Here is a 25623-nt window from a genome sequence, read left to right as displayed (position 1 = left end):
GGCTGAGTCATGCGTTACAGTATTACACATGATGTCAATCAGTAACGAAGGATCGCTGAGCGACCAGATCTTGGATGCGGCCGCCAGTTGCGTCCTGGCATTCGGCGTGGACCGGGTGACGCTGGCCGAGATCGCCCGGCGGGCCGGGGTCAGCCGGCCCACCGTGTACCGGCGCTTTCCCGACACCCAGTCGATCCTGGCTGCGCTGCTCACCGCGCGGATCGTGGGTGTTCTGGACGAAACCGGGGGTCAGGGGCCAGGCCGGACCGCCTTGGTGGACCGCATGGTCACCGTGGCCGCACGGCTGCGCCACGACGAGGTGATCATGGCGGTCCTGCACTCCGCGCCGGAGGTGGCGATGGTCTACATCGCCGAGCGGCTGGGCACCAGCCAGCAGATCCTGATCGACGCACTGGCCGGGGAGCTCAAGCTCGCGCAGGAAGTGCGCTCGAAAGGAGACCGCGTCCGGGCCGGGGATCCCCGCCAGCTGGCCACCATGTGCCTGCTGATCACCCAGTCGGCAATCCAGTCCGCGCAGATGGTCGAGCCCATCCTCGATGCCGACGCCCTGGCGGCCGAGCTCACCCACGCTCTGAACGGATACCTGGAATCGTGACCGGCCCGACAGCACTCAACCGCACCAGGCGCGCAACCGAACTGGCCGCGCTGGCCGACGGGCAACAGATCGACCTGATCGTCATCGGCGGCGGGATCACCGGCGCGGGCATCGCGCTGGATGCGGCCGCCCGAGGTCTGAGTGTGGCGCTGGTGGAGAAGCACGATCTGGCGTTCGGGACCAGTCGGTGGAGCTCGAAACTCGTGCACGGCGGGCTTCGCTATCTGGCCACGGGCAACATCGGGATCGCCCGCCGCAGTGCGATCGAGCGCGGAATTCTGATGACCCGCAACGCACCTCATCTCGTCAAGGCCATGCCGCAACTGGTGCCCCTGTTGCCCTCGATGAGCCGCGCGTCGCGCGCGTTGGTGCGCACCGGATTCGTCGCCGGTGACGGCTTGCGCAGGCTCGCCGGAACCAGCGCGTCGACCCTGCCGCGGTCGAGCCGGGTGGACGCACATCGTGCCGTCGAACTGGCGCCTACCGTGCGCACCGAGGGGCTCGACGGCGGCTATCTGGCCTACGACGGCCAGCTCGTCGACGACGCCCGACTGGTGACCGCGGTCGCCCGCACCGCGGCGCAACACGGGGCGCGCATCCTCACGAGAGTCTCTGCCGGCGCGGCCGACGCCACCTCGGTACGCCTGACCGACGAACTGACCGGGGATTCCTTCGAGGTGACCGCGCGCATGGTCATCAACGCCGCCGGAGTGTGGGCGGGCGATCTCGATCCGGCACTCACGCTGCGGCCCAGTCGCGGAACACATCTGGTTTTCGACGCTGAGGCCTTCGGCAATCCCACCGCGGCCCTGACCATTCCGATACCGGGGGAGCTGAACCGGTTCGTCTTCGCCATGCCCGAGCAGCTCGGCCGCGTCTACCTCGGGCTGACCGACGAAGACGCGCCGGGGCCCATTCCCGATGTGCCACAACCGACTCCGGGGGAGATCCGCTTTCTGTTGGACACCGTCAACACCGCACTGGCCACCGAGCTGACCACTTCAGATGTTCGTGGCTCCTATGCCGGGCTGCGGCCGCTGATCGACACCGGAGAGGGCAAGACCGCCGACGTGTCCCGCGAGCACGCGGTGGTGGAATCGGCGAGCGGCGTGATCAGCATCATCGGCGGAAAGCTCACCGAATACCGGTACATGGCCCAGGATGTCCTGGACCGGGCGCTGGCCCTGCGCGGGCTGTCCGCCGCGGCCTGCCGCACTGCCAACCTGCCACTGGTGGGTGCCCCGGCCAATCCGGTGTCCACCCTGCGATCTGAGCACCCATTGCCGTCCTCGCTGGTGGCCCGGTACGGAGCCGAGGCGCCTACCGTAATCGCCCGGGCTCGCTGCGCCCGCCCCACCGACCCGGTGGCCGACGGAATCGACGTCATCCGTGCCGAATTCGAGTACGCCGTCACCCACGAAGGCGCGCTGTGCGTCGACGACGTCCTCGACCGGCGTACCCGTATCGGGCTCGTGAGCGGCGACCGGGATCGTGCAGTTGAGGCGGCTGCCGAGATGCTCGCCGAATTCGGGGAACTCGAGTAGTCCACTACGCATGGCGTGATCGCCCGGCACGCGCACACTGAGCATGAGGCGCGTACCGGTGCGGTGAGGGAGCTCAGTCATGGCGAAGCGACTGGTGGTGTGCTGCGACGGCACATGGAACACACCTGATCAGACAACAGATGGCAAGCCCACGCCGACAAATGTCGCGAAAGTGGCGATGGCGCTGGCCTCTCACGATGGTGAAGGGCGAGAGCAGCGCCTGTTCTATCACCGCGGGGTGGGCACCACCCGGTCGGACCGCCTGCTCGGCGGGGCCTTCGGTGCCGGTCTGTTCCGCGACGTCTGCGAGGCCTATCGATTCGTCGTCCAGAATTACGAAGAGGGCGACGAGTTGTTCTTCTTCGGATTCAGCCGCGGGGCGTACACGGCACGCAGCACAGCAGGCCTCATCCGCAACTCGGGCGTGCTGCATCGCGACAGTGCCGATCAGATCGAACAGGCGTATGCGCTGTACCGGGCCGGAAACAAGAACACCAATCCGCGCAGCGTTGCGGCGGCACTGTTCCGGAAGATGTACTCCTGCGAACCCGAGATCCGGTTCATCGGTGTCTGGGACACCGTTGGTGCCCTGGGGATTCCGTCAGTCGGGGGGTGGCTGGCCCGTCAATTCAACAAGCGGTACGAGTTTCACGACACCACTCTGAGTTCGAGGGTCGGGGAGGCGTACCAGGCACTCGCGATCGACGAGCGGCGCGGTCCGTTCGTACCCACCATCTGGTCCCAGTCGAATATGGCTCCCGCCGCGCAGCGTCTGGAACAGGTGTGGTTCGCCGGAGCGCACTCCGATGTGGGCGGCGGCAACGAGAACCACGGACTCAGCGACATCGCGTTGTGCTGGATGCTGGAGAAAGCTCGGGGCGCGGGACTGGCGTTCGTCGACACAGCATTCCGGCCCGGCGTGTTCCCAGGTGAGGCGACAACGGTCGACGACATTGTTGACGCATACACTCGCATCAATCCGAATCCCACCCAGGCGGCGCAGAATTCGCGCAAAGGCATCTACCGTTTCTTACCGCCACACTCGCGCGAGGGCGGAGCAGGCGGCAACGAGTACATTGCCTCGACAGTCGACCGGCATCAGCGGTTACGTGGTTGGTGGAAAGCGCCTGTACCCAACAACGATCCGGAGCAACGGGTCGTGCCGATCGAAGTGGGTAATTTGAGCCGGATCGGCTAGACGTGCGAGAGCAGTGCGTCGCGCACCGCTGAACTGGTGTGCCGCTGCCACATTGCCTGGGCGCCCACCAATAAAGGAGGCTCGAGTTCGGTGACCACCACGCGCCCGTCCATGGCCGGGCCGGCGGGAGTGGTGACGAACGTGACGGCGCCGGTGGTGAGAGGGGCGGCGACGGTGGCCGCGCCCTGGACCCGGCTGACGACGTAGTCGGGTTCGAAACCGGCACGCCGGCACGCACCCATCAGAAAGTCGCTGTAGTACGACGCTCCCGGAGGTGCCCACAACGCGATGCGCTCCCCAGCGAGTTCGTGAACGTCGACGGTGGGCTGCCCTGCCAGCCGGTGTTCGCGGAGTACGGCCAGCCGCACGCGGTCGTAACCCAGGATGGCCGTGGCCAATTCGTTGGTGGGCACCACTCCGCGGCGCAAGCCGAGTTGCACTGTGCCGTCGAATACCGCATCGATGAGCTGATCGGGGTAGAGCTGGCGGAACGTGAAGGAGGTCTCCGGGAACGCCGTGATGGCCGGTTCGAGGCGGGTGTAGGCTTCGCCGCCGCTCAGTGCCGGGGTGTGGCCGACGACAAAGACCTCGGCTGCACCCTCGGCGGTCTGTTCCACTCGGTCGGCCACGGTGTGCGCCGCTGCCAGCAGTGTTCGGCCTTCGGCCAGAAGCAATTCGCCGGCCGGAGTGAGTGTCAGACGACGACCCTCGCGCCGGAACAGTGTGGCGTTGAGCTCCTTGTCCAGTTGCTGCATGGAGCTGCTGAGGGCTTGCTGGCTAATGTGCATCGCGGCGGCCGCCGCGGTGATGCTGCCGGAATCTGCGATCGCGATGAATTGACGCAAACGTCGTAGATCGGGGACTGTCTCTGACATCCGTCAATCCTATCCACAACCAAAGCTTGTGGATACTTCGATCTTTTGCGTTATCCATATGTGGATTGCGAAACTACGCTGCTAGCCATGAGCAAACTGGAAGGCAAGTCGGCAGTCGTTGCTGCCGGCGCGAAGAACCTTGGCGGCCTGATCAGCACGACGTTGGCTGCCAACGGTGTCAACGTCGCTGTCCATTTCAACAGCGCCAGCAGTGAGGCCGATGCCGACAAGACGGTGGCGGCAGTGCATGATGCGGGCGTCAAGGCCGTCAAAGTACAAGGCGACCTGACCGTCCCGGCCAACGTCGAACGACTCTTCGACACTGCCGTCGACGCATTCGGCAGCGTCGACATAGCGATCAACACCGTAGGCAAGGTGTTGCGGAAGCCGTTCGTGGAAACCACCGAGGGCGAATACGACTCGATGTTCGACATCAACGCCAAAGCCGCCTATTTCTTCCTGCAGCAGGCGGGCAAGCGGCTCAACGACAACGGCTCGGTGGTGACCATCGTGACCGCGTTGCTGGCGGCCTACACCGATGGGTACTCGACCTACGCAGGCTCCAAAAGTCCGGTCGAGCACTTCACCCGGGCGGCTTCCAAGGAGTTCGGCGTCCGCGGCATCAACGTCAACAACGTCGCTCCCGGTCCGATGGACACGCCGTTCTTCTATCCGCAGGAGACCCCGGAGCGGGTCGAGTTCCACAAGTCGCAGGCCATGGGCAACCGGCTGACCGAGATCACCGACATTGCCCCGCTCGTCGTCTTCCTCGCCGGCGAGGGGCACTGGATCAACGGGCAGACCATCTTCGCCAATGGTGGCTACACCACCCGCTAGCACGCCGAACGGACGTAAACCTGCCCATTTTCACGCGGAAATGGGCAGGTTTGTGTCTGCTCGCGGGGAGAAGGTGCTCGCGCTGAAGAGTTACAGCGGGATGTTCTTATGGCGACCGCGGCGGTGCGGGGCCTCGGCCAGCGCCTGCGTCAGCTTGCTGCGGGTGTGGGCCGGATCGATCTTCTCGTCGACCACGCCGATCTCGATCGCCGAATCCACACCGCCGGCGATCCTCTCGTGCTCCAGCGCGAGTTCCTCATGCAGCGCGTCGCGTTCTGCAGCGTCTTCCACAGCCGCCAGCTTGCGCTTGTGCAGGATGCCCACTGCGGCCTTGGCGCCCATCACGGCGACCTCGGCGTCGGGCCAGGCGAATACCTTGGTGGCGTTGAGCGACCGCGAGTTCATCGCGATGTAGGCGCCGCCGTAGATCTTGCGGGTCACCAGGGTGACGCGGGGGACCGAGGACTCACCGAAGGCGTGCAGCAGCTTGGCGCCGCGGCGCACCACGCCGCCCCATTCCTGATCCACGCCGGGCAGGTAACCGGGGACGTCGACGACGACCACCAGCGGAATGCCGAACGCGTCACACAGCCGCACGAAACGTGCTGACTTCTCGGCGCTTTCGGAGTTCAAGCAGCCACCGAGGCGCAGCGGGTTGTTGGCGATCACACCGACCGACCGGCCGGCGAGCCGGCCGAGACCGACCACGATCGACGGGGCCCACTTGCCCTGGAACTCCTCGAACGGCACGCCCTCGTCGAGCAATGCCTCGATGATCGGATGCACGTCGTAGGCGCGGCGGGCCGACTCGGGCATCAGCGCGGTCAGGTCGGTGTCGCCTGCCTCGGCCTTGCTGCGATCGAAATGGCCCTGCTGGCTGAACAATCCGACCAGACGGCGGCCGCGCTCGTAGGCATCGAGCTCGTCGTCGGCCACGATGTGGCACACACCGGACTTCTTGTGGTGGGCGTCGGGGCCGCCCAGCGACACCATGTCGACGTCCTCGCCGGTGACACTGCGCACCACGTCCGGACCGGTGACGAACACCTTGCTGTCCGGCGCCATGATGATGACGTCGGTCAGGGCGGGCCCGTAGGCCGCACCGCCGGCGGCGAAGCCGACGACCACCGAGATCTGCGGGATGTAACCCGACGCCCGGATCATCGCCTCGAAGACCAGACCGACCGCGTGCAGCGCCTTGACGCCCTCGGCCAGCCGAGCGCCGCCGGAGTGCCAGATCCCCACGATCGGGCTCTGCTCCTCGATCGCGTTGTCGTAGGCATTGACGATGTGGGCACAGCCCTCGATGCCCATGGCGCCGCCCATCACGGTGCCGTCGGTGCAGAACGCCACCGTACGAACGCCGTTGACGGTGCCGGCCGCGGCCAGCACGCCGGAGCGGTCCCGCTCGTGCAGCAGCTCGACGCTGCCGTCATCGAAGAAGGTCTGCAGGCGCAGCAGTGGATCGCGGGGGTCGAGCGATTCAGCGGCAGCTTCGGGGGCCATGATCGTCATAAAGGTCTCCTCTAGTGGAAAGCGCTGGGTCGCCGTAGTTCGGAAGCTCAGTACTTCCCGAAGGCGAGCGCGACGTTGTGCCCACCGAATCCGAATGAATTGTTGATGGCGTACTTGTAGTCGCCTTGTCGCGGCTCACCGGCCACCACGTCCAGATCGATCTCCGGATCGAGGTTGCGCAGGTTGAGCGTCGGGGGAATGACGCCATCGCGCAGCGCCATCACCGTCAGGATGGACTCGACCGCACCGACCGCACCGACCGAGTGGCCGAGCGCGGACTTGGGCGCGTATACCGCGGGCACATGGCCGCCCATCGCATTGTTGATTGCCTTACCCTCGGCCACATCGCCGACGCTGGTGCCGGTGGCATGCGCGTTGATGTGATCGATGTCGTTGGGCTGCAGGCCCGCCAATTGAATGGCGCGGGTCATGGCGTGAGCGGCCTGCTCGCCGTTGGGGTCCGGCGCCACGATGTGGTAGCCGTCCGACGTCACACTCGCACCCATGATCCGACCCAGGATGTTGGCGCCGCGCGCCTTGGCGTGCTCCTCGGTCTCGATGACCATCAAGGCGCCGGCCTCGCCGAAGACGAAACCGTTGCGGTCTCTGTCGAACGGTCGGCAGGCGCCAGGCGGATCGTCGTTGTTGTTGGACAGCACGATCCGCATCTGAGCGAACCCGGCGATCGGCACGGCCTCGATCTTTGTCTCCACACCGCCGCAGATCGCCATGTCGGCCTCACCGAGCACGATCTGGCGCCACGCATTGGCGATGGCCTCGGACCCCGACGCGCAGGCCGAGATCGGGGTGCTGACCCCGGCCTTGGCCTTGCGGTCCAGACCGACGGCTGCGGCTGCCCCGTTGGGCATGTACATCTGCACGACCAGCGGCGACACCGCCCGCAGGCCCTTGTTCCGCATGCCGTCGTAGGCGAACAGGAGTTCCTCGGAAGACCCCATACCGGTGCCGATGGACACCATGAGGCGGCGACCATCGACCTCCGGGGAGCCTGCATTGGCCCAAACCCGGCGGCCGATGACCGTCGACATCTTCTGCAAATATGACAATCGGCGCAGTTCAACCCGCGTCAGCTCATGATCGAAATCCTCGAGGAGATGACCGCCGATGCGAACCGGCAAGTCGTATTCCTCGACAAATGGATCTGTCAGCAACCGGATGCCGCTCTGGCCATCGAGCAGCTTCTTCCAGGTGCTTTCAGCATCAGTTGCCAGCGCCGTTGACATGGCTACGCCGGTGACAACCACATTGGGAAAACCATTCCCCGTGGACAATCCCGCCATATTTACGGAGTTCTTCCTTCCGTGCATTCCCTCGGTTGTTTCACCGTCCGGGGTTACCTACCGGGCCGTGTGCCCGCCTCAGTACTTCCCAAAGGCCAGAGCCACATTGTGGCCACCGAACCCGAATGAGTTGTTGATGGCGTACTTGTAGTCGCCATAACGAGGCTCGCCCGCAACCACATCGAGATCGATCTCGGGATCCGGTGTCTGGTAGTTCAGCGTCGGGGGGATCACCCCGTCCCGCAATGCGAGCACCGTCAACACCGACTCCAGCGCACCGACCGCACCGATCGAGTGGCCCAGCGCCGACTTCGGTGCGTAGACCGCAGCGTTCTGACATCCGGCAACCCGGATGGCATTGGCCTCGGCGGTGTCACCGATCGGGGTGGCCGTGCCGTGGGCATTGACGTGGTCGATGTCCTTGGCCTCGATGCCGGCGGTCTCCAGCGCACGCTTCATCGCGGCACCGGCACGCTGACCGTTGTCGGCCGGAGCCACCATGTGGAACGCGTCCGAGGTGATACCGGCACCCATCACCCGGGCCAGCGGCTTGGCGCCACGAGCCAGGGCGTGCTCTTCGGTCTCGATGATCATCATCGCGCCGGCCTCACCGAACACGAAGCCATCGCGATCCTTGTCGAACGGCCTGGACGCGCCCGCGGGATCGTCGTTGCGGGTCGACATGGCGCGCATCATCGAGAACGCCGCGATCGGCAGTGCCTCGATACCGCCTTCCACGCCGCCGACGACGGCGAAGTCCGCGTCACCCATCACGATCTGACGCCAGCCGTGGGCGATGGCCTCAGATCCCGACGAGCATGCCGACACCGGGGTGATGACCCCGGCGCGAGCACCCAGCTCCAGGCCGGCGACTGCGGCCGCACCGTTGGGCATGATCATCTGAACGGCGAGCGGGCTGACCTTGCGGATCCCGCCCTCGTTCATCGCGTCGTAGGTCTCGACGATCTTCTCGCCACCACCGAGACCGGTGCCGATCACGACCGCGAAACGATCCGGATCGACCTCGGGCGCACCCGCGTTTTTCCATAGCCGGCGAGCCAGCACCAGAGACATGCGCTGCACGTAGGAATTACGGCGCAACTCGATGCGAGTCAGGTGACTGTCGATGTCGTCGACAAGGTGACCACCGATACGCACCGGAAGGTCCCACTTGGTGACGAAGTCGTCGGTCAACTCACGGATGCCGCTTTCTCCGGCCAGGAGGCCCTTCCACGTGCTCTCGATGTCAGCAGCGAGCGCCGTGGTGGCCTCCACGGCGGTCACCACGACGTTCGGGAAGCCTCCGTTAGCAGTGGAAGGTTTGGTCATTCCGAGCCAAACTTCTCGCGCAGGGCGGCAGCGGCCTCGGGGTTCTCTTCTTCGAGCTTCTGGATGTAGGAGACGACGTCACCGACGGTGCGCAGGCCGGCCAGGTCCTCGTCGGGGATCTTCACGCCGTACTTGTCCTCGGTCTGCACGGCGATCTCCACCATCGACAGCGAGTCGATGTCCAGGTCGTCGACGAACGACTTCTCCGGGGTCACCTCAGACGGCTCGATGCCGGTGACCTCTTCGATGATCTCGGCGAGACCGGCGATGATTTCTTCTTGACTGGCGGCCACAATGGCTCCTTCTTGTTGTTGACAGCGCCCTCCGGGTGCGGAGGGCTGTTCGGGACGTTCTGTTGGTTACTGCTTATTCAGTTGTCGCTGGACTTACAGCTCGTCCAAGCCCTCCAGGTCCGCGGGGGCCTTGATCGCCCGCGTAGGTGTGCCCTTCAGTTCGCGCTTGGCGATACCGACCAGGGTGCCCGCCGGTGGGAACTCGACGATCCCGGCGCGCTCGGCGCCCTGGAAGCGGTCCCGGATGGTGGCGGAGCACAGATCCCAGCGCACCGGCTTGGTCAGCTGGGACACCAGCTTCTCCATGGCATCGGCGGCCGAGGTGACGGGCCGGCCGTCCGCGTTCGACAGAAGTGTCGCGGTGGGCTCAGAGGTTGTTACAGATTCGGCGGCGGCGGCGTACCCGTCCAGCGCGGAGGCCATGTATCGGGTGTGGAAGGCGCCTGCGGTGGCCAGCTGACGGACGCGGGCCTTGGCCGGCGGGTCCTCGGCGAGCTTCTCCAGCGCCGCGATCGCGCCGGCGGCCACGATCTGGCCCGCGGCGTTGCGATTGGCGGGGATCAGGTCGAGCGACTCGAGCCGGGCCAACACCTCGGCCTCGTCGCCACCGAGCACCGCGGACATGCCGGTCGGCTCGGCCGCGCAGGCCTTGGCCATCTCGGCGCCACGGGTGGCGGCCAGCTTGACGGCGTCGTCGGCAGAGATGACGCCGGCGATGGCGTAGGCGGCGATCTCGCCGACGGAATGGCCCGCGACGAGTGTCTCGGCGGTCTCGGGGACGCCGCGTTTGGTCAGTTCCTCATAAGCCAGCAGCGTGGCGGCCACCACGAGCGGCTGCGTCACCGCGGTATCGGTGATCTCCTCGGCGGTGGCGGTGGTCCCCAGGCGCGCCAGATCCAGGCCGCTGATCTGCGACCAGGTGGCGAGGCGGTCGGCCGCACCGGGCAGCTCCAGCCATCCGGAGAGCATGCCGGGCGTCTGCGATCCCTGTCCGGGAGCAAGCAATGCGAGCATGGGTTGAGGCACGTCTTTAAGAGAACACTGTGAAGTCGGTTTTGTGGGGTGTAAGAGATTATGAACCTTGTCTTATGTTTTTGTAGGTTCTCCACAAAAGTGCATGTGATGCGACATTGCCTTCACCGCAGCGAAATATGTCACACCCTCCGGGACGCCCCGCCGGCCCAGTTCAGGCCCCCGGTCTGACCGAATGCGCCGGGCGAATCGCCGGGATCACGATGGTTCTGGCGTTTGGCGTGCTCGGCTGGTATGCCTGTTTGCTCAACCTGCCAACGGTCGAAGCCACGCGCAGCACGTAAGCATCCCGCGGCACGGCGGGATCGCGGCCGGTGAAATCGCCGATCCGTTTCAGGCGGTAGCGCACCGTGTTTGGATGAACGAACAATTTGCGTGCACAAGCTTCTATGGCGCCCCCGGAATCGAGGAACGCATCGAGCGTCTCCGTGAGCGCCGGGCCGGCATCGGCCAAGGGCCGCATGACCTCGGTTTCCAGTGCCGCGACGGCGGTCCCATCACCCAGCAGGGCCCGTTCGGGCAGTAGCTCGCGCGCCGACACCGGTCGCGGTGCGCCGGGCCAGCCGGCCACGGCGTTCATCCCGGAGATCGCCTCGGTGGCGCTGCGGTGCGCGGCCGTCAGCGTCGGGGAGGTCGGCCCGACCACCACCGGGCCGTCGGCGAACACCGACAGCAGGTCACCCAGGAAGCGGTCGGTTGCTGACAGCGGGCCCGACACGATCGTCACCAGCCACGTCCCGTGCACATCGGACAGAGCGGCCCGGGCATGGCGCTTCACGACGTCGTGGATGTCATCGCGGGCCAGATCCAACCGATCCGGACGGGGTAGGCCCACGATCACCGTGGCCGGCGCGGTGGCGTCCCAGTTCAGCGCTGCGGCCTGCGACGTCAGCTCGGGTCCGGTATCGCCGCGCACCACCGCGTCCACCACGTTGGCCTCCATCCGGAGGTCCCAGGCCCCCCGCGCCTCGGCCTGGTCGGCGTAGGCGCTGGCCGCCGCGAACGCCAGGTCTCGGCTGTAGCGCAGGATGCCCGCGGTGAGCGCATTGAGCTGCTCTTCGGACCGGGCCAGTAGCGGCACCACCTCTTCGAAGAACTCCATGGAGGTCCGCACCATCTCGACCGACTGGCGCAGGGCGATCCGGCGGCGCAGATCCTGCGGCACCACTTCGAAGGCCTGGGCGGTGTAGCTGACGTCGCTTTCGGGGTCCCGCATCCATTCGACGAAGTTGACCACGGCGGTCTGCACCACCAGCTGCACGCTGGCCCGCTGCGACGCGTCCAGATCACTGAAGAAGTCGAGACGCTCGGCCATGGCATGTACCGCCTCGGTGGCCAGCCGCCCGGAATACTGCTTCAGCCGGCGCAGCGTCGAGTCAGGCACGGTCTCAAGGACCTCAACCGTGGATTTCGGCGGAATGAACCGCTTGTCGGGCATTCCTAAAAGCTACGCCAGTTTTCTGGTGGATTCCTCCAAGCGCCTTTCTCGGGCGGGCGGTCATTTCCTTATTGAGCGACCACCCGCCCGAGAAACTCGGCTAGGCGCTGCCGGTGTCCACGTAGGACACGGCCGCGGCGAACACGTCGTCGATCTTGTACTGCTTGGCTGCCGCGATGGGCACCGACGGATCGATCTCGCCGTCCCGCGCCAGCCCCTCCAGCGCCGCGACCACCACGGACTCGGCGTCGGTGTTGAAGAAACGCCGTGCCGCCGGCCGGGTGTCGGAGAAGCCGAAGCCGTCGGTACCCAGCGTGATGTAGGTGCCCGGGACCCACGGCCGGATCTGCTCGGGCACTGCCCGCATCCAGTCCGACACCGCCACCACCGGGCCTGCCGCATCGGCCAGGGCGCTGGTGACGTGCGGGGTGCGGGCGGGCTGATCCGGATGGCGCAGCCGGTGCCGCTCGATCTCCACGCCTTCGCGGTTGAGCTCGCCCCAGCTCGTCACCGACCACACGTCGGCCGCGACATCCCACTCTGCCGCCAGCATGTCCGCCGCCCGGAGTGCCTCGGGCATCGATACCCCTGACGTCAGGATCTGGGCGGTGTTCGTGCGCTGTTCGGGAGCCCGGCGGTAGCGGTACATGCCGCGCAACAGCGCCTCGGTGTCCAGGTTGGCCGGCTCTGCGGGCTGTACATAGGGCTCGTTGTAGATGGTGATGTAGAAGAACACGTTCTCGGCGTGCTCGCCGTACATCCGCTGCAGACCGCTCTCGATGATGTGGGCGATCTCGTAGGCGAACGCCGGGTCATAGGTCACCGCGGCGGGGTTGGTCGACGCCAGCAACAGCGAATGGCCGTCGGCGTGCTGCAGGCCCTCGCCGGTCAGCGTGGTGCGCCCGGCCGTCGCTCCGAGCACGAAGCCCTTGGCCATCTGATCGGCCGCCGCCCACAGGCCGTCGCCGGTGCGCTGGAACCCGAACATCGAATAGAAGATGTAGATCGGGATCATCGGCTCGTTGTGGGTGGAGTACGAGGTGCCCACCGCGGTGAACGACGATGTCGACCCGGCCTCGTTGATGCCCTCGTGCAGGATCTGGCCGATTTCGGATTCCTTGTAGGCCAGCATCAATGCCGAGTCCACCGACGTGTACAGCTGCCCGTTGCGGTTGTAGATCTTCAGGCTCGGGAACCACGAGTCCATTCCGAAGGTGCGTGCTTCGTCGGGGATGATCGGCACCAGGCGGGGGCCGATGTTCTTGTCCCGCAACAGTTCCTTGAACGTACGCACCGTCGCCATGGTGGTGGCCACGGACTGGTTGCCCGAGCCCTTCTTCAGCGCCGAGTAGGCGTCAGCCGCCGGTAGCGCCAGCGGCGTGGACTTGTTCCGGCGGGCCGGCACGAACCCGCCCAGGGCACGGCGCCGATCCAGCAGGTACCGGATCTCGGGGGTTTCCGGTCCCGGGTGGTAGTACGGCGGCAGGTACGGGTCCTGCTCGAGCTGCTCGTCGGTGATCGGCACCCGCGTGACGTCACGGAAATCCTTGAGATCTTGCAGCGCAAGCTTTTTCATCTGGTGCGTGGCATTGCGGCCCTCGAAGTGGCTGCCCAGTGTGTAGCCCTTGATGGTCTTGGCCAGGATGATCGTGGGCTGGCCCTTGTGCTCCATCGCGGCACGGTATGCGGCATACACCTTGCGGTAGTCGTGACCGCCGCGCTTGAGGTTCCAGATCTCCTGGTCGGTCATCGGCTCGACCAGAGCCTTGGTGCGGGGGTCGCGGCCGAAGAAGTGGTCCCGCACGTAGGCGCCGTCGTTGGCCTTGTAGGTCTGGTAGTCGCCGTCGGGCGTGGTGTTCATCAGGTTGACCAGCGCGCCGTCGCGGTCGGCGTGCAGCAGCGCATCCCACTCGCGGCCCCACACGACCTTGATGACGTTCCAGCCGGCACCGCGGAAGAACGACTCCAGTTCCTGGATGATCTTGCCGTTGCCGCGCACCGGCCCGTCCAGGCGCTGCAGGTTGCAGTTCACCACGAAGGTCAGGTTGTCCAGTGCCTCGTTGGCGGCCACCTGGATCAGGCCGCGGCTCTCCGGCTCATCCATCTCGCCGTCGCCGAGGAATGCCCACACGTGCTGATCGGAGGTGTCCTTGATGCCGCGGTCATGCAGATAGTGGTTGAACCGGGCCTGGTAGATCGCGTTCATCGGGCCCAGGCCCATCGACACCGTCGGGAATTCCCAGAAATCGGGCATCAGGCGCGGGTGCGGATAGGACGGCAGGCCGCCGCCGGGATGGCTGTGTTCCTGGCGGAAACCATCCAGTTGGTCGGTCGTCAGCCGGCCTTCCAGGAAGGCGCGCGCGTAGATGCCGGGGGAGGCGTGCCCCTGGATGAAGACCTGGTCGCCGCCACCCGGATGGGATTTGCCGCGGAAGAAGTGGTTGAACCCGACCTCGTACAGCGACGCCGACGACGCGTACGTCGAAATATGCCCGCCCACACCCACTCCCGGGCGCTGGGCGCGGTGCACCATGATGGCCGCGTTCCACCGGATCCAGGCGCGGTAGCGTCGTTCGACGTCCTCGTCGCCGGGGAACCAGGGCTCCAGTTCGGTGGGGATCGTGTTGACGTAATCGGTCGACGTCAGGGCCGGGATGGCGACCCGCTTCTCGCGTGAGCGTTCCAGCAGTCGCAACATCAGGTACCGGGCACGGGCCGGACCTGATCGCTCCAGCAACTCGTCGAACGACTCCAACCATTCCGCGGTCTCGTCGGTGTCGATGTCGGGAAGGTAGGAGGCAACCCCCTCCCGGATGACCCGTACCCGGTCGGGTTCGGCTGCGGTAGAGGAGTTTTGGGCCAGGTCCTGGCGCACGAACTCGGTGGTCAACTTCCGCTCCTTGTTAGGCGGTAACAACTGACAGTGCTTGTGGCACCTTCTATCGTCCCCCCATCTTGCCGCCTCCGTGCCGCTGGGGGTGGCGGTGCGCAAGTTACCCATCGGTTGCTTTGTGAACCGGTAACGTCTGCAGATCGTGCCGGTTGATGGGCGGTTTGGGGCAAAGGCGAGGATCGCCGCACGCGCACTGGGTGGCGCCGCGGTGATCGCGATGGTCGTGGTGGGTTGCACGTCCGTTACCGGCGGTACCGCGGAGGTCGATTCGGCCGCGGCCCCCGATTACCGCGCGTCGGTGAAGGCGTCCGTCGAAGAGTCCTCGGCGAGTTCGGTGACCCGCGAATCCGAACGCCAGGCCTCACTGACCACGCGTGCCGTACACACCGTGTGCGAGGACCTCAGCACCTCTGCCGTGGACGCGGTCAACGCCGTCAACGGCTACGTCGAGGCCGTCAACAACGGTGGCGACACCGCGGCCAAGGCCGGCCCGGCGATCGACGGGCTCAACCGGAGCGCAGATCTGGTCAGTTCCGGCCTGTCCGACGCGCTGTCCCCGGATCTGCATGCCGCCCTGACCGAGTGGATCGACTCGGCGAGAGTCCTCGTCAGCGCCATTTCCGGCCATGTCGGCCCGGACGAGTTCAACTCGGCATCACAGCGCTCGAACACCGCCCGGGAGAACGCACTGACCAGATGCGACAAGGCTTACTGACAGGTGGACGGCACAAACTCGCCCGCCGGACACCCGCACTGATGCCTCGCCGTGCGACGATAGGTCGCAACACGCATCGCGCACGCGCATGAATGAGTGATGGTCAAGTCTTGAGAGAGGCTCGAAGAAAAGTTAAGGAGGACCGAAGGTGGTCGCGGCGGGGACGGACTCAGGCCCGAACTACGCCCAAATACTGGGCATCCATAAGGATCAGATTGTCCAGGAACTGGGTTGGGACGAGGATAGCGACGACGACATCCGGGCCGACGTCGAAGAAGCGTGCGGATCTGAGCTGGTCGATGAGGATTCGGACGAAGTAGTCGATGTCGTATTGCTCTGGTGGAGGGACGACGACGGGGATCTTGTCGACCGGCTGATGGATGCCATCACCCCACTCGCCGAGGACGGCGTGATCTGGGTGGTGACTCCCAAGACCGGTAAACCCGGGCATGTGCAGCCCGCCGAGATCGCCGAATCGGCGCCGACGGCCGGGCTGATGCAGACTTCGTCGGCGAAATTGGGGGACTGGACGGCGAGCCGGTTGGTGCAGCCGAAATCGAAGGCCGCGGGCAAGCGCACCTGATGCTCGCTGTCGGGACCCCGGCACCCGATTTCACGCTTCGGGACCAGAACGGCAGGCCGGTCACCCTCAGCGCATATCGGGGTGCCAAGGACGTGCTGGTGGTGTTCTTTCCATTGGCGTTCACCGGCGTATGCGAAGGCGAACTCGGAGAGATCCGCGACAAGCTGCCGCTGTACGAGAACGACCGCACCGCGACCCTGGCCATCTCGGTCGGCCCGCCTCCGACGCACAAGATCTGGTCCATCGAAAGTGGATTCACGTTCCCGCTGCTGTCGGATTTCTGGCCGCACGGCGCCGTCACCCAGGCCTACGGCGTGTTCAACGCCGACGCCGGATACCCCAACCGCGGCACGTTCGTGGTCGACAAGGCTGGGCAGATCCGCTTCGCCGAGATGATGGACCCAGGCCAGGCGCGCGATCAGGCGGTGTGGCGGGAGGCATTGGCGGCAATGCAGGCTTGAGCAGGCTTGAATTTCCGGTGACGCCCTTGCGGCGTGTACCGTGCCTGCGACGGGGCGCGTAGCTCAGTGGTAGAGCTCTGGTTTTACACACCAGCGGTCGGCGGTTCGATACCGTCCGCGCCCACCATCAAATCCCCTAATAGAGGCCGGTTTTCCGGCGTGGCGCTTGGCCCCGATTAACCCCCAGTGGGCCAACGGATCAGGCTTCGCCGCTGCCGGTGGCGCGTGACCGGCCCAGCAGCGCATCACCCGCTGAGGCCAGCGGATCGTCGTAGACGTGGCCGTACACCCGCAGCGTGATGGCCGGATCGTGGCCCAGCCACTTGGCCGTTGCCGAAGGTGTGGTGCGGCCGTCGAGTAGCATCGTGGCGGCCGTGTGCCGAACGTCGTGCAGCCGGATCACCGGCAACCTCCGCAGCCACGCAGTAACGCTGCGGCCGGTCCCGGCCAGCGCCGACGGCTGCGAGGTGGTCACGTTGCCGGTGCTTGGCGTCTAGAACGGCCACCAGGACGGAGTGCCATCGGCACACCTTGAGGTTGCTACCGGCTCGTACATCTGATTGACGGCAACCGGCATGATGACCGCAGCAGCAACTATTGCCAGGGTGGCGGCGGCGTACACAGACCATGTTCGCTGCACGAGCATCACCGTCAGCGAATAGAGCACCGCCGTCGCAATCAGCGTTCCGACGATGATGATCGGTGCAGCAACGACTACCCCTAGACCCTCGCCGGGGGTTGTCTCAATCTCGCAGGCGACGAGTATTTCCGCTCTCAGCTTGATCGCGACGAAGAAGACAACCACTGCCAGCAGAGGGCACATGACGCACCCCAGAAGCACGACTGCCCATTTCGGCATTATTTGTACCCGTATTTCAGCGACACGTTCTTCCCCTCTTGTTTCGCCGAGTCCAACTGATTAACAGCCTCCAGGAACGCGGAGTGAAACTCCGCGCGTGTCATGTCGGGTCCGTACTTATCGAACATCGCGATGCCCGCCGATACGGTGATGAGGTCACCGTCATCATTGACGCCCGTGTCGGCGGTCCCCAAGGTCGGTGCCAGTTCAATGATCTCGTCGGGTAGCCCGGCAGCTCGGGCGGCGTAGCCATAGTGGATGTTGGAATAGATGTCGTAGTACACCTGGCGATTTGTCCCAGGTTCCTGGAAGTACAGGCCATCGCCTTCGTGAATGCCGACCTTGCGCCGAATCACCGGCTTGTGGTCCCAGATGCCGTTCGCCTTGAACGCTTCCTTGAGTTGCGTTGCGGCCTGGTACTTCCCCCAGATACCGGACTGCCACTTTTCGCGGGAGTCCTCGGTGAAGCGGGACTTGGCGTTGTGCATCATCTCGTCGTAGATGAAATTCTCGATGTCGGTGAAGTTCCGTTCCGACGGTGTCGGGTGGATAACCGGTGGCGGCGGGTCCAGCTTGATCTCGTTGCTGGCCAGATGCACCGAGCCATCGCGCCCGTCGCCCTCGCCGTCGAACCGGATTCCGTCGAGTTCGGCGGCCTTGTCCTGAAGCCGTTGACCCACCAGACTGTCGGTCTGGACGAGCTGCCCGGCACGCCAGCGGATGTCCTCGGCGTGCTCGGTGGCAGCGCGGTTGCGGTCTCGGATAGTGGTGATGTCGTATCGGCGGGTGTCGGTGACCCTCAAGTTCTCCGAAACCTTGAAGCTGTCTGCCTCAGCCTCGCTGATGGCCGTCAGCACATCGCGCTTGGCAGCCTGGATGTCGTGGTCGCCGTCCTCGGCAAGGTTGGCACCGTCGCGCAGCACGTCCCCCTGTCGGCGCACCACGGCCTGGTCGTTGGTCACCCGGTCCAGTGCGGCGTCTTTGGCGTCACCATCCCAGGTCGTCCCGCCGGGTGACGCGACGTTCTGACGATGCTGGTCGAACGCGTCGTCGGATTCGGCAGCTGCCTGCCGCCACGTCAACGCAGCAGTGGTGAGGTCGGAAGTGTCCCAGTTTTCGATCTTTGAGCGGGTCGGCAAGCCATCAGAACCGCTGGCGGCTGGGCTCACAGCCTCACCGTCGTGATGGCGTCTGCGCTGTTGCCGTCTATGCTGTCGTACCGCGCGCTACTCACCGAAAGGTCGGCAGCCTGGCCAGACATGCGCTTTGACTGGCGGCGGCGCGCAGAGGCCAACGCCGCATGCAGCGCGGCAACCCCGGCGCTGCTGGGCTGTGATCGCGACGCGCATGCGGCCACGCCGGTCAATGCGGTGGCTACATCATCGCTACCGACGGCAGCCACACGGAGGCCGTCCGCATCGACGTTCAGATCGTTTGCCATGCCATCCCCCCAACAGGTCAACCTACGGCAGAAGGTTACCCAGCCCGTTGGGGGGGAATGGGTCAGGGTCAAGCCGACTCGAACAGCTGGTCGAGGCGACCCCAGCTGGGCCAAGAATGGGTCAGTACGCGCAGTAACTGGTCGATACGAGACGGCATGGAACATATGAAAAGTGTTGTGCCATAGTGAATTTCACCAACTAGGTGATGCGGAAAAACGCCAGGTAAGCAGATCGACATAGATCTACACACCAGTGGTCGGCGGTTCGATACCGTCCACGCTCACCATCAAAACTCCAGTTCAGGGCATGTTTGGCGGTCATGGCAAATTTGAGAAAGGCACACCGATTCGCGGCCATGTTGCCAAGAGGTTGTCAGCGGACGGCGGCAGCGCTGCTACTGGCCTGGCGGCGCAACCTCGTTGGTGTCATTGGCGTCCGTCTGAGGGAAGATGAATCCGCTGAAATCCGGGGGTTCGTTTCGGCTGAATTTCGTACCGGAAACCGCCAGTTTGCCTGTGTCGAGATCGACCGCGCTCCAACGGAGTCCCACTGAAACGGGGATGGACGGCGGCGTCAGCCACACGCAGTCCGGCAAGATCAGCGGCGAACTATCTGGTGGCGTCATCAAGGGCGGCGGCGACAAGGGCAGCAGCGTCACCCGAGATCGCAAGATGACCGAACGCACGTCGGTGTCACCAAAAAGAGCGAGCAGGAAGAAGCTGCAGGAGAATCCAGACCAGGTCATCATCATTGACGATTTTCATTATGTCCCGCCTGACGTGCAGGTCGAGGTCGTCCGTGGTCTGAAGGACCTTGTGTTTGACGGTGTGGGGTTCATCGTGGCTGCTGTGCCGCATCGTGCATACGACGTAGTCAAGGTCGAGAAGGAAATGACGGGGCGAGTTGCCCAGTTGGAGGTCGGTTTCTGGAGTGATGACGACCTCAAAAAGATTGCGACGTCAGGATTCTCCGCACTGAACGTGGTCGTAAACGATGCCCTCGTCACTCGGCTTGTGCAGGAGTCGTTTCAGAGCCCGCACCTGATGCAGGAATTCTGCAAGCAGTTGTGCGCGGACAACGAGATCAGCGAGACCTGCGAAGCGCCGACCGGCATCGGTGACCCTGATTGGGACGCGTTCTTTGCACGTCTTGCTCCGAGCGCATCCAAGGCTGCGTTCGATCTTCTCGCGCGGGGTCCCCGTCAACGCACAGATCGGAAGGTTCGGCATCTACGAGACGGACAGGAGACCGACATCTACGGCGCCGTCCTACGAGCCATCGCGCACACAGGCCCGCTCACCGAACTCACGTATGAGCAGCTTCGTGCGGCTCTCCGCGCGGTTCTCGCAGCAGCTGACGAACCACCCCAAAAGCATGAAGTCACGCGAGTCTTGGACGAGATGACCCGCATTGCCCGCGAGCAAATCGACGGCGAGCCCGTGGTCGACTACGACGGTGACCTTGCGACCCTCTACATCTCCGACCCATATTTCGCGTACTGGCTACGGTGGGGCACTCGCAGGAGAGGCGGCGACGAGGCCTGAGCGTGCTGGGGGTGGGCATGCGTGTGGCCGTGGATGGCCCGACCGGCGGCGAGGTGTCGGTGCGCGGTCGTAGAGTCCGGCCATGGCACCAAGTCCAACACCGCAAGCTGTGATCGAGGGATTCCTGTTGCGGTCGCGTCGGGTGATCGCCCACTCGCTGATCCGCAAACAGACCGCGCTGATGTCGAAGCTGCATTCCGGTGCGGTCATCCTGCTGGTCACGGTGAACACCAAGACGAGTGAGAAGCCCACCGGATCAAGGGCGAGTCCCTCTTGAGGAGGCGCTCGAGTCGCTGGCGAGCCGAGTCCGCCCGCTGATTTTGAGCTCGGAGCCCATCTACTACGACAAGGCGCTCAGCGCGTTGGAGGACCTGGTTGGGGCCGAGGTATTGAACGACGAGATTGACCTGGCGTGGTGGCGTGCTACTAGCGGCATGCGGTCGATGCAAATCTGGAAGCGCAGGCATTCTGGGTCTCGACGCCCGACGGCTCAACCACCGACCGGAAACTGATGTACGTGTGGCTGTACGGCGATGTGATTCACGCGAAATCGTCCAGATCGCCGGTTATTCGCGGCCTGAGTATCGACCGCCGTCACCGTGCCGCCGCTCCCGGCATCGCGCATCCGCCACCGCGTGATCTATACCCGGATCATGCTCATGGGTTGATCGATAAAGGTCTGCTGACTGTCGATCCCGACGTGCTCAGCACAGATGCGGTTGTCATGAATACCACCGTGGACGAGCCCATCGAAGTGTTCGTAGGCCCAATCGGTGAGCCGGTCCCGGACAGCCTCACCACCGTCGGACCGGCTGCGCCGGACCCAGCCATATGGAAGTCGCCACACCACGAAATCACCGAAGGCGGCTATACAGAGGGCGTCACGCCGTCGGCAGCCTGCGGTGCTCGAACAGGCGTTCGCGGTGTTGCCGCTCCACTGACTCAAACTTGCCAAGATACGGCCGGACGCGGTGGACATAGCGTCGCGCGGTGCACGTTGACAGGTAGTTGACGTGCACGTTATGGACGCTATCCGAACAAGGGTTTACGTCCTTCGGTCCCTTTACACACCAGCGGTCGGCGGTTCGATACCGTCCGCGCCCACCATCAAATCCCTGGTCCTACGACCACACCGCCTTCGCGCGCTGCAGCGCGAGCCGTTGGCCGCGCATCGCGGTATCGCCACGGCACGAGGGGCTTTCCCGGGAGAACTTCATGTTCACGAATCCCGTGAGATCGGGCCGGATGACGTATTTGAACGGAACCGGGCCCGTCTTGTACTCGGGACTGCCCGGCCGGCACCGCATGCCGGGGTTGACGCGCTCACCAACCCACGCGCCCTGGTGGCGATCGGCGGCCGAGTCCCAGTCCAGATCCAGCTGCCACGCGCCCTCCGGCGCGGGCGAGAGCACCCGCAGACACTGCGGGCCGCACCCCGACAAAGTCCAGTTGTAGGGCTCCGGCGCGCGGTCGGCAGAGGTCTCGGTGACCGTGTAGAGGCCTGGCCGAGGCAGCGGGGGAACCGGTGACTCCGGGGCGGCCACCGGCGGACCGGATGACGGGAGGCCGCCGATCGCGAAACCGATTGCCAGAGAAGCGGCAACCGGGGCAATGAGCTCTTTCAAGGGTTCCTCCGCGTCGGATCATATCCACCGACGCGGCGACACCCGGCCTTACCGCCAGAGTTCAGGCCCCGGCGAAGAACTCCAGTGCGATGCCGTCGGGATCGCGGAAACTGAGCCCGGACCCGTACGGCGCGTCGATGATCCCGCCGTGGGCGATGCCCAGCCCGTCGAGCCGGTCTACCCAGGTCTGCAGTTCCGAACGCGACGCGCAACCGAAACCGACGTGGTCCAGGCCCACCCGGAACTCGCTGAAGCCTTCATCGGGAGCCGGAGTCTGATGCTGATGGATGCCGAACAGCGTGCCGCCGTCCAGCAGCCAGACCAGGTGATGGAAGCCGGCGTCGGTGTCCTCGTCGAGCACCGGATCGGCGCCGAACAACGTGCGGTACCACGGCCCGCTGACCGCCAGGTCTCGTACGGTGACCGCCACATGAGCGAGTGCGGGGAACGTCATCTTTGCCTCCTGGTTGAGTCGAGATCAGACCACCCGCGTGCCGAGTCGTCGGCTGTCCCGTTGCTGCCTTCGTGGCGGACCCAGCCTCATGACGTCGAGTAGACCACCTTGTGAGACGCTGCCGGGGTGTTTGCGCGTAGAAGCCACCGGCGGGCCGCCGGCATTGCCGTCGGGTTCCTGGCCGACCTGCTGCTGGGCGATCCGCGCCGCGGGCATCCGGTGGCCGGGTTCGGCACTGGCGCAGCACGGTTGGAAAAGCTGACCTATGCCGACAAACGCGGGGCAGGTGCGGTCCACACCGGGCTGCTGCTCGGTGGTCTGGCCGGGCTGGGCTGGGCTGCGGGACGCGGCGACCGGGTCTGGGTGACTGCGGTGGCCACCTACGTCGCGCTCGGGGGAACCTCGCTCAACCGGGTCGGCCACCGGATGGCGACGCTGCTCACCGACGGCGACGTGGCGGGGGCCCGACAACTGCTGCCCTCGTTGTGCGGGCGGGATCCGGCCGCGCTGGACGTCTCGGGCCTGACCCGGGCCACGGTGGAATCGCTGGCCGAGAACACCTCTGACGCACAGGTGGCGCCGCTGTTGTGGGCGGCGATCGGCGGAGTGCCCGGGGTGCTCGTGTACCGGGGTGCCAACACGCTGGACGCGATGATCGGGCACCGCTCCCCGCGGTACAACTACTTCGGTTGGGCGGCAGCCCGATTCGACGATGTGCTGAACTATCTGCCGGCCCGCCTGACCGGGGTGCTGGCAGTGCTGTGTGCACCGGCGGTGGGTGGGTCACCACGGGCGGCGCTGAGCGCCTGGCGACGAGACGCATCCCGCCATCCCAGCCCCAACGCCGGCGTGGCCGAGGCGTCCTTCGCGGGCGCGCTCGGGGTGCGCCTGGGGGGTCCGACGCAGTACGCGCATCAACTGGAGATCCGGCCCACCCTGGGCGACGGCCGCATCCCCGAGGTGATGGATGTGGCCCGGGCCGTGCGACTCTCGCGCGCGGTGCAGGCCTCGGCAGCCATGGTGGCGGTGCTGCTGGCGGTCAGCGGCGCTTGCCGTAGCGGTCGGCGATCTTCTCCTCGCCGGTGAGCTCCCGGGCCGGCTCGTCGGACGCTTTCTGGGCGGCGGCCCGCTCGCGCCGGCGCTGCTGCAATTCCGCATAGATGAAGTAGCCCATTCCGAGTGGGGCGACGATGCCGAACGCGATCCACTGGATTCCGTAGGACAGGAACGGCCCGGCGTCGAGGTGCGGAAGCGGAATCTCCCCGAGACCGCCGGGCTGATCGCCCACCAGTTGCAGATAGGACCCGGTCAGTGCAACGCCGGTCAGCGAGGCGATCTGGTCGGTGTTGATCGAGTACACCTGCTGTGCGCCGTCGTCGCCGCGGAACGGTTCCTTGCCCACGACGAGGGCTTCCGCATCACGCACCCGGGCGGTGATCGTCACCCGGCCGGCCGGAGCGGACGCGAACTGCGGCACCTTGTTTCCGTCGATCGGCTTGATGAAGCCGCGATCGACAAGCACCACCGGCCCACCGTCCACGGCGAACGGCGTGAGGACCTCGAAGGCCGGCTCACCGTCGACCACCCGCAGCCGGGCCAGCACCTCTGACTTCGGCAGGTAGTGCCCGGTCGCCGTGACCCGTTGCCACTGGGCATCGGCTGCAGCCGAATCCTGCTGTGGCAGAACGCTGGTCACCGGAACCGGATCGGCCTGCAGCGAATGTGAGATCTGGTCGTTCTCCCGCGAGGTCTTGGTGTTCTTGCCCAGCTGCCACGGTGCCAGCACGGTGAAACACAGGTAGGCGAAGGCCGCCACCACGATGAACAACGCCACCCACTGGGGTCGCAGCAGGAAGGTCAGGCGCCGCATCAGGCCACGATTCCCCGGCCGGCCAGCTCCGCGTCGACCCAGGCGTGCAGACCGGGCAGGGACGCCTCGATCACGGTGAACACATCCTCGAAATCGGTCTTGTCGCCGTAGTACGGATCCTCCACGTCGAGGGCGTGTGCGCCCGACCGCGGGTCGAACGAGCGCAGCATCCGCAGCCGGTCGCCCGCCACGCCCAGATCGGTCAGGATGCGCACGTGGTTGCGGCCCAGCGCGACCACCATGTCGGCACCCAGATGGTCATCGCAGACCTGGGCGGCGACGTGGTCGCTGCGATAACCGCGCTCGCGCAACACCAGGCAGGCGCGGCTGTCGGCGCCGTCACCGGCGTGCCAGCCGCCGGTACCGCCGCTGCTCACCCGGACCACCTCGGCCAGGCCACGATCGCGGATCTGGTCGGCGAACATCTTCTCGGCCATCGGGGACCGGCAGATGTTGCCCGAGCATACGAACGTCACATGCAGAAGCGGTGCACTCCAGGACTCAGACACCGAGCACCTCCCGCAGCCCGGCGACGGTGTCGACGTGGGCGTGGGCGGCCACCGCGGTGGGGCCGGTGAAATCCGTGGCGCCGTAGCCCCAGCCGACCACCACGGTGTTGATGCCGTGCGCGGCCGCGCCCTCGACATCGTGCATGCGATCACCGACCATCAGGACGCGTTGCGGCAGGGGTTGCAGTTGGGTGAGCGCATAGGCGACGACGTCGGCCTTGGCCGCCCGGACTCCGTCGGGGCTGGCTCCGGCGATCACCTCGAAGTACCCGTCCAGGCCGAAGTGTTCGAGGATGCGCCGCGCGGTGGGCTCGGCCTTCGAGGTGGCCACCGCCAGCCGCACCCCTGCGGCCTGCAGGTCTGCCAGCAGTGTCTCGATGCCGTCGAACAGGCTGTTCATCGCCCAGCCGCGGCTGGTGTAATCGGCGCGGTAGGCCGCGATCGCGGCGTCGGGATCGAAGCCCGACTCGCCCAGACTCAACGCCTGCAACGTCTCGTGCATCGGCGGGCCGACGATGCGTCCGGCCAGGTCACCGTCTGGGATACCGGCACCGACGTGGGCCAGCGCGTGGCGGAAACTCGACACGATCCCGGCCGCCGAATCGGTCAGGGTGCCGTCGAGGTCGAAGAGCACCAGCTGCGGTCGGGTGAGTTCCAGCGTGTCAGTCACGTGCCCATTCTCCCGTATGT

Annotated in this window: 28 protein-coding genes and 1 tRNA gene; 11 read left to right on the top strand and 18 right to left on the bottom strand. The window is 65.7% G+C overall.

Going from position 1 to position 25623, the window contains the following annotated elements:
• The first annotated feature begins 28 nt into the window (after positions 1 to 28).
• The 3 genes from ACZYZF_RS14010 to ACZYZF_RS14000 all read left to right on the top strand — a co-directional run bounded on the left by ACZYZF_RS14010 (position 29) and on the right by ACZYZF_RS14000 (position 3358).
• The gene (locus ACZYZF_RS14010; RefSeq protein ID WP_463746644.1) at positions 29 to 616 is read left to right on the top strand and encodes a TetR/AcrR family transcriptional regulator; all 588 of its coding nucleotides are present in this window, start codon (positions 29 to 31) and stop codon (positions 614 to 616) included.
• Positions 613 to 2160, top strand: coding sequence for a glycerol-3-phosphate dehydrogenase/oxidase (locus ACZYZF_RS14005; protein ID WP_463746645.1), 1548 nt, complete (start codon positions 613 to 615; stop codon positions 2158 to 2160). The genes ACZYZF_RS14010 and ACZYZF_RS14005 overlap by 4 nt, the downstream gene beginning before the upstream one ends.
• Before the next feature lie 79 nt (positions 2161 to 2239).
• Entirely contained in the window at positions 2240 to 3358 is a 1119-nt protein-coding gene (locus ACZYZF_RS14000) for a DUF2235 domain-containing protein (RefSeq protein WP_463746646.1), read from the top strand.
• On the opposite strand, the gene ACZYZF_RS13995 is transcribed toward ACZYZF_RS14000, so the two are convergent.
• Complete coding sequence (locus ACZYZF_RS13995) at positions 3355 to 4233, bottom strand: LysR family transcriptional regulator (RefSeq protein WP_463746647.1); 879 nt, start codon at positions 4231 to 4233, stop codon at positions 3355 to 3357. The two genes, ACZYZF_RS14000 and ACZYZF_RS13995, sit on opposite strands and share 4 nt — an antisense overlap.
• 87 nt (positions 4234 to 4320) lie before the next feature.
• On the opposite strand from ACZYZF_RS13995, the gene ACZYZF_RS13990 reads away from it, so the two are divergent.
• Positions 4321 to 5070, top strand: a complete 750-nt coding sequence (locus ACZYZF_RS13990; RefSeq protein ID WP_463746648.1) for an SDR family oxidoreductase — start codon at positions 4321 to 4323, stop codon at positions 5068 to 5070.
• Positions 5071 to 5160: 90 nt separating this feature from the next.
• On the opposite strand, the gene ACZYZF_RS13985 is transcribed toward ACZYZF_RS13990, so the two are convergent.
• The 7 genes from ACZYZF_RS13985 to aceE all read right to left on the bottom strand — a co-directional run bounded on the left by ACZYZF_RS13985 (position 5161) and on the right by aceE (position 14868).
• Positions 5161 to 6585, bottom strand: coding sequence for an acyl-CoA carboxylase subunit beta (locus tag ACZYZF_RS13985; protein ID WP_463746649.1), 1425 nt, complete (start codon positions 6583 to 6585; stop codon positions 5161 to 5163).
• A gap of 47 nt (positions 6586 to 6632) precedes the next feature.
• On the bottom strand, positions 6633 to 7886 hold the full coding sequence (gene kasB / locus ACZYZF_RS13980) for a 3-oxoacyl-ACP synthase KasB (protein WP_463746650.1): 1254 nt from the start codon (positions 7884 to 7886) through the stop codon (positions 6633 to 6635).
• Positions 7887 to 7964: 78 nt separating this feature from the next.
• Positions 7965 to 9215, bottom strand: a complete 1251-nt coding sequence (gene kasA, locus ACZYZF_RS13975; protein WP_463746651.1) for a 3-oxoacyl-ACP synthase KasA — start codon at positions 9213 to 9215, stop codon at positions 7965 to 7967.
• Complete coding sequence (gene acpM / locus ACZYZF_RS13970) at positions 9212 to 9508, bottom strand: meromycolate extension acyl carrier protein AcpM (RefSeq protein ID WP_003884427.1); 297 nt, start codon at positions 9506 to 9508, stop codon at positions 9212 to 9214. Before acpM ends, kasA begins: the two co-directional genes overlap by 4 nt.
• Positions 9509 to 9601: 93 nt before the next feature.
• Positions 9602 to 10522: an ACP S-malonyltransferase gene (locus tag ACZYZF_RS13965; protein ID WP_463746912.1), complete on the bottom strand. Its 921-nt coding sequence runs from the start codon at positions 10520 to 10522 to the stop codon at positions 9602 to 9604.
• 172 nt (positions 10523 to 10694) lie between these two features.
• Positions 10695 to 11978 carry a PucR family transcriptional regulator gene (locus ACZYZF_RS13960; protein ID WP_463836012.1) on the bottom strand — a complete coding sequence of 428 codons (1284 nt, stop codon included), beginning with the start codon at positions 11976 to 11978 and terminating at the stop codon, positions 10695 to 10697.
• 100 nt (positions 11979 to 12078) lie between these two features.
• Positions 12079 to 14868 (bottom strand): pyruvate dehydrogenase (acetyl-transferring), homodimeric type, encoded by a 2790-nt coding sequence (gene aceE, locus ACZYZF_RS13955; RefSeq protein WP_463836011.1) that lies wholly within the window; start codon positions 14866 to 14868, stop codon positions 12079 to 12081.
• A gap of 145 nt (positions 14869 to 15013) precedes the next feature.
• On the opposite strand from aceE, the gene ACZYZF_RS13950 reads away from it, so the two are divergent.
• The 4 genes from ACZYZF_RS13950 (at position 15014) to ACZYZF_RS13935 (ending at position 16757) form a co-directional block, all read left to right on the top strand.
• Entirely contained in the window at positions 15014 to 15586 is a 573-nt protein-coding gene (locus ACZYZF_RS13950) for a hypothetical protein (protein ID WP_463746654.1), read from the top strand.
• A 148-nt stretch (positions 15587 to 15734) separates the two neighbouring features.
• A complete protein-coding gene (locus tag ACZYZF_RS13945) occupies positions 15735 to 16169 on the top strand; it encodes a DUF3052 domain-containing protein (RefSeq protein WP_463746655.1) in 435 nt (144 codons plus the stop codon).
• Positions 16169 to 16630, top strand: coding sequence for a peroxiredoxin (locus ACZYZF_RS13940; RefSeq protein WP_463746656.1), 462 nt, complete (start codon positions 16169 to 16171; stop codon positions 16628 to 16630). Before ACZYZF_RS13945 ends, ACZYZF_RS13940 begins: the two co-directional genes overlap by 1 nt.
• 52 nt (positions 16631 to 16682) lie before the next feature.
• Positions 16683 to 16757: transfer RNA gene (locus ACZYZF_RS13935), tRNA-Val, on the top strand.
• A gap of 72 nt (positions 16758 to 16829) precedes the next feature.
• On the opposite strand, the gene ACZYZF_RS13930 is transcribed toward ACZYZF_RS13935, so the two are convergent.
• Genes ACZYZF_RS13930 through ACZYZF_RS13915 form a run of 4 tightly spaced genes read right to left on the bottom strand, consistent with a single transcriptional unit; the run spans position 16830 to position 18930 of the window.
• A complete protein-coding gene (locus ACZYZF_RS13930) occupies positions 16830 to 17105 on the bottom strand; it encodes a hypothetical protein (protein WP_463746657.1) in 276 nt (91 codons plus the stop codon).
• 18 nt (positions 17106 to 17123) lie between these two features.
• The gene (locus ACZYZF_RS13925) at positions 17124 to 17453 is read right to left on the bottom strand and encodes a hypothetical protein (RefSeq protein WP_463746658.1); all 330 of its coding nucleotides are present in this window, start codon (positions 17451 to 17453) and stop codon (positions 17124 to 17126) included.
• A 35-nt stretch (positions 17454 to 17488) separates the two neighbouring features.
• Positions 17489 to 18658 carry a polymorphic toxin type 44 domain-containing protein gene (locus ACZYZF_RS13920; protein WP_463746659.1) on the bottom strand — a complete coding sequence of 390 codons (1170 nt, stop codon included), beginning with the start codon at positions 18656 to 18658 and terminating at the stop codon, positions 17489 to 17491.
• Positions 18655 to 18930 (bottom strand): hypothetical protein, encoded by a 276-nt coding sequence (locus tag ACZYZF_RS13915; RefSeq protein WP_463746660.1) that lies wholly within the window; start codon positions 18928 to 18930, stop codon positions 18655 to 18657. Before ACZYZF_RS13915 ends, ACZYZF_RS13920 begins: the two co-directional genes overlap by 4 nt.
• Before the next feature lie 561 nt (positions 18931 to 19491).
• Here ACZYZF_RS13915 and ACZYZF_RS13910 point away from each other — a divergent pair.
• Positions 19492 to 20475: a hypothetical protein gene (locus ACZYZF_RS13910; RefSeq protein WP_463836009.1), complete on the top strand. Its 984-nt coding sequence runs from the start codon at positions 19492 to 19494 to the stop codon at positions 20473 to 20475.
• A gap of 82 nt (positions 20476 to 20557) precedes the next feature.
• A complete protein-coding gene (locus tag ACZYZF_RS13905) occupies positions 20558 to 20752 on the top strand; it encodes a hypothetical protein (protein ID WP_463746662.1) in 195 nt (64 codons plus the stop codon).
• Positions 20753 to 21115: 363 nt separating this feature from the next.
• On the opposite strand, the gene ACZYZF_RS13900 is transcribed toward ACZYZF_RS13905, so the two are convergent.
• The 3 genes from ACZYZF_RS13900 to ACZYZF_RS13890 all read right to left on the bottom strand — a co-directional run bounded on the left by ACZYZF_RS13900 (position 21116) and on the right by ACZYZF_RS13890 (position 22554).
• Positions 21116 to 21421 (bottom strand): hypothetical protein, encoded by a 306-nt coding sequence (locus ACZYZF_RS13900; RefSeq protein ID WP_463746663.1) that lies wholly within the window; start codon positions 21419 to 21421, stop codon positions 21116 to 21118.
• Between the two features lie 175 nt (positions 21422 to 21596).
• A complete protein-coding gene (locus ACZYZF_RS13895) occupies positions 21597 to 22100 on the bottom strand; it encodes a hypothetical protein (protein WP_463746664.1) in 504 nt (167 codons plus the stop codon).
• A 61-nt stretch (positions 22101 to 22161) separates the two neighbouring features.
• A complete protein-coding gene (locus ACZYZF_RS13890; protein WP_463746665.1) occupies positions 22162 to 22554 on the bottom strand; it encodes a VOC family protein in 393 nt (130 codons plus the stop codon).
• Positions 22555 to 22680: 126 nt separating this feature from the next.
• On the opposite strand from ACZYZF_RS13890, the gene ACZYZF_RS13885 reads away from it, so the two are divergent.
• Positions 22681 to 23640, top strand: coding sequence for a cobalamin biosynthesis protein (locus ACZYZF_RS13885; RefSeq protein ID WP_463836008.1), 960 nt, complete (start codon positions 22681 to 22683; stop codon positions 23638 to 23640).
• Here the strand turns inward: ACZYZF_RS13885 and ACZYZF_RS13880 are convergent.
• The 3 genes from ACZYZF_RS13880 to ACZYZF_RS13870 are packed head-to-tail and all read right to left on the bottom strand — an operon-like array spanning position 23594 to position 25603.
• Positions 23594 to 24424, bottom strand: coding sequence for an SURF1 family cytochrome oxidase biogenesis protein (locus tag ACZYZF_RS13880; RefSeq protein ID WP_463746667.1), 831 nt, complete (start codon positions 24422 to 24424; stop codon positions 23594 to 23596). The genes ACZYZF_RS13885 and ACZYZF_RS13880 overlap by 47 nt on opposite strands.
• Positions 24424 to 24933: a low molecular weight protein-tyrosine-phosphatase gene (locus ACZYZF_RS13875; protein WP_463746668.1), complete on the bottom strand. Its 510-nt coding sequence runs from the start codon at positions 24931 to 24933 to the stop codon at positions 24424 to 24426. Before ACZYZF_RS13875 ends, ACZYZF_RS13880 begins: the two co-directional genes overlap by 1 nt.
• Positions 24926 to 25603 carry an HAD-IA family hydrolase gene (locus ACZYZF_RS13870; protein ID WP_463836007.1) on the bottom strand — a complete coding sequence of 226 codons (678 nt, stop codon included), beginning with the start codon at positions 25601 to 25603 and terminating at the stop codon, positions 24926 to 24928. The genes ACZYZF_RS13875 and ACZYZF_RS13870 overlap by 8 nt, the downstream gene beginning before the upstream one ends.
• Between the last annotated feature and the right edge of the window lie 20 nt (positions 25604 to 25623).

The organism is Mycobacterium sp. IDUB_24, from assembly GCF_055419385.1.
Note: the sequence above shows the minus strand (reverse complement) of the source record. Positions and strands in the feature narration are given on the sequence as shown.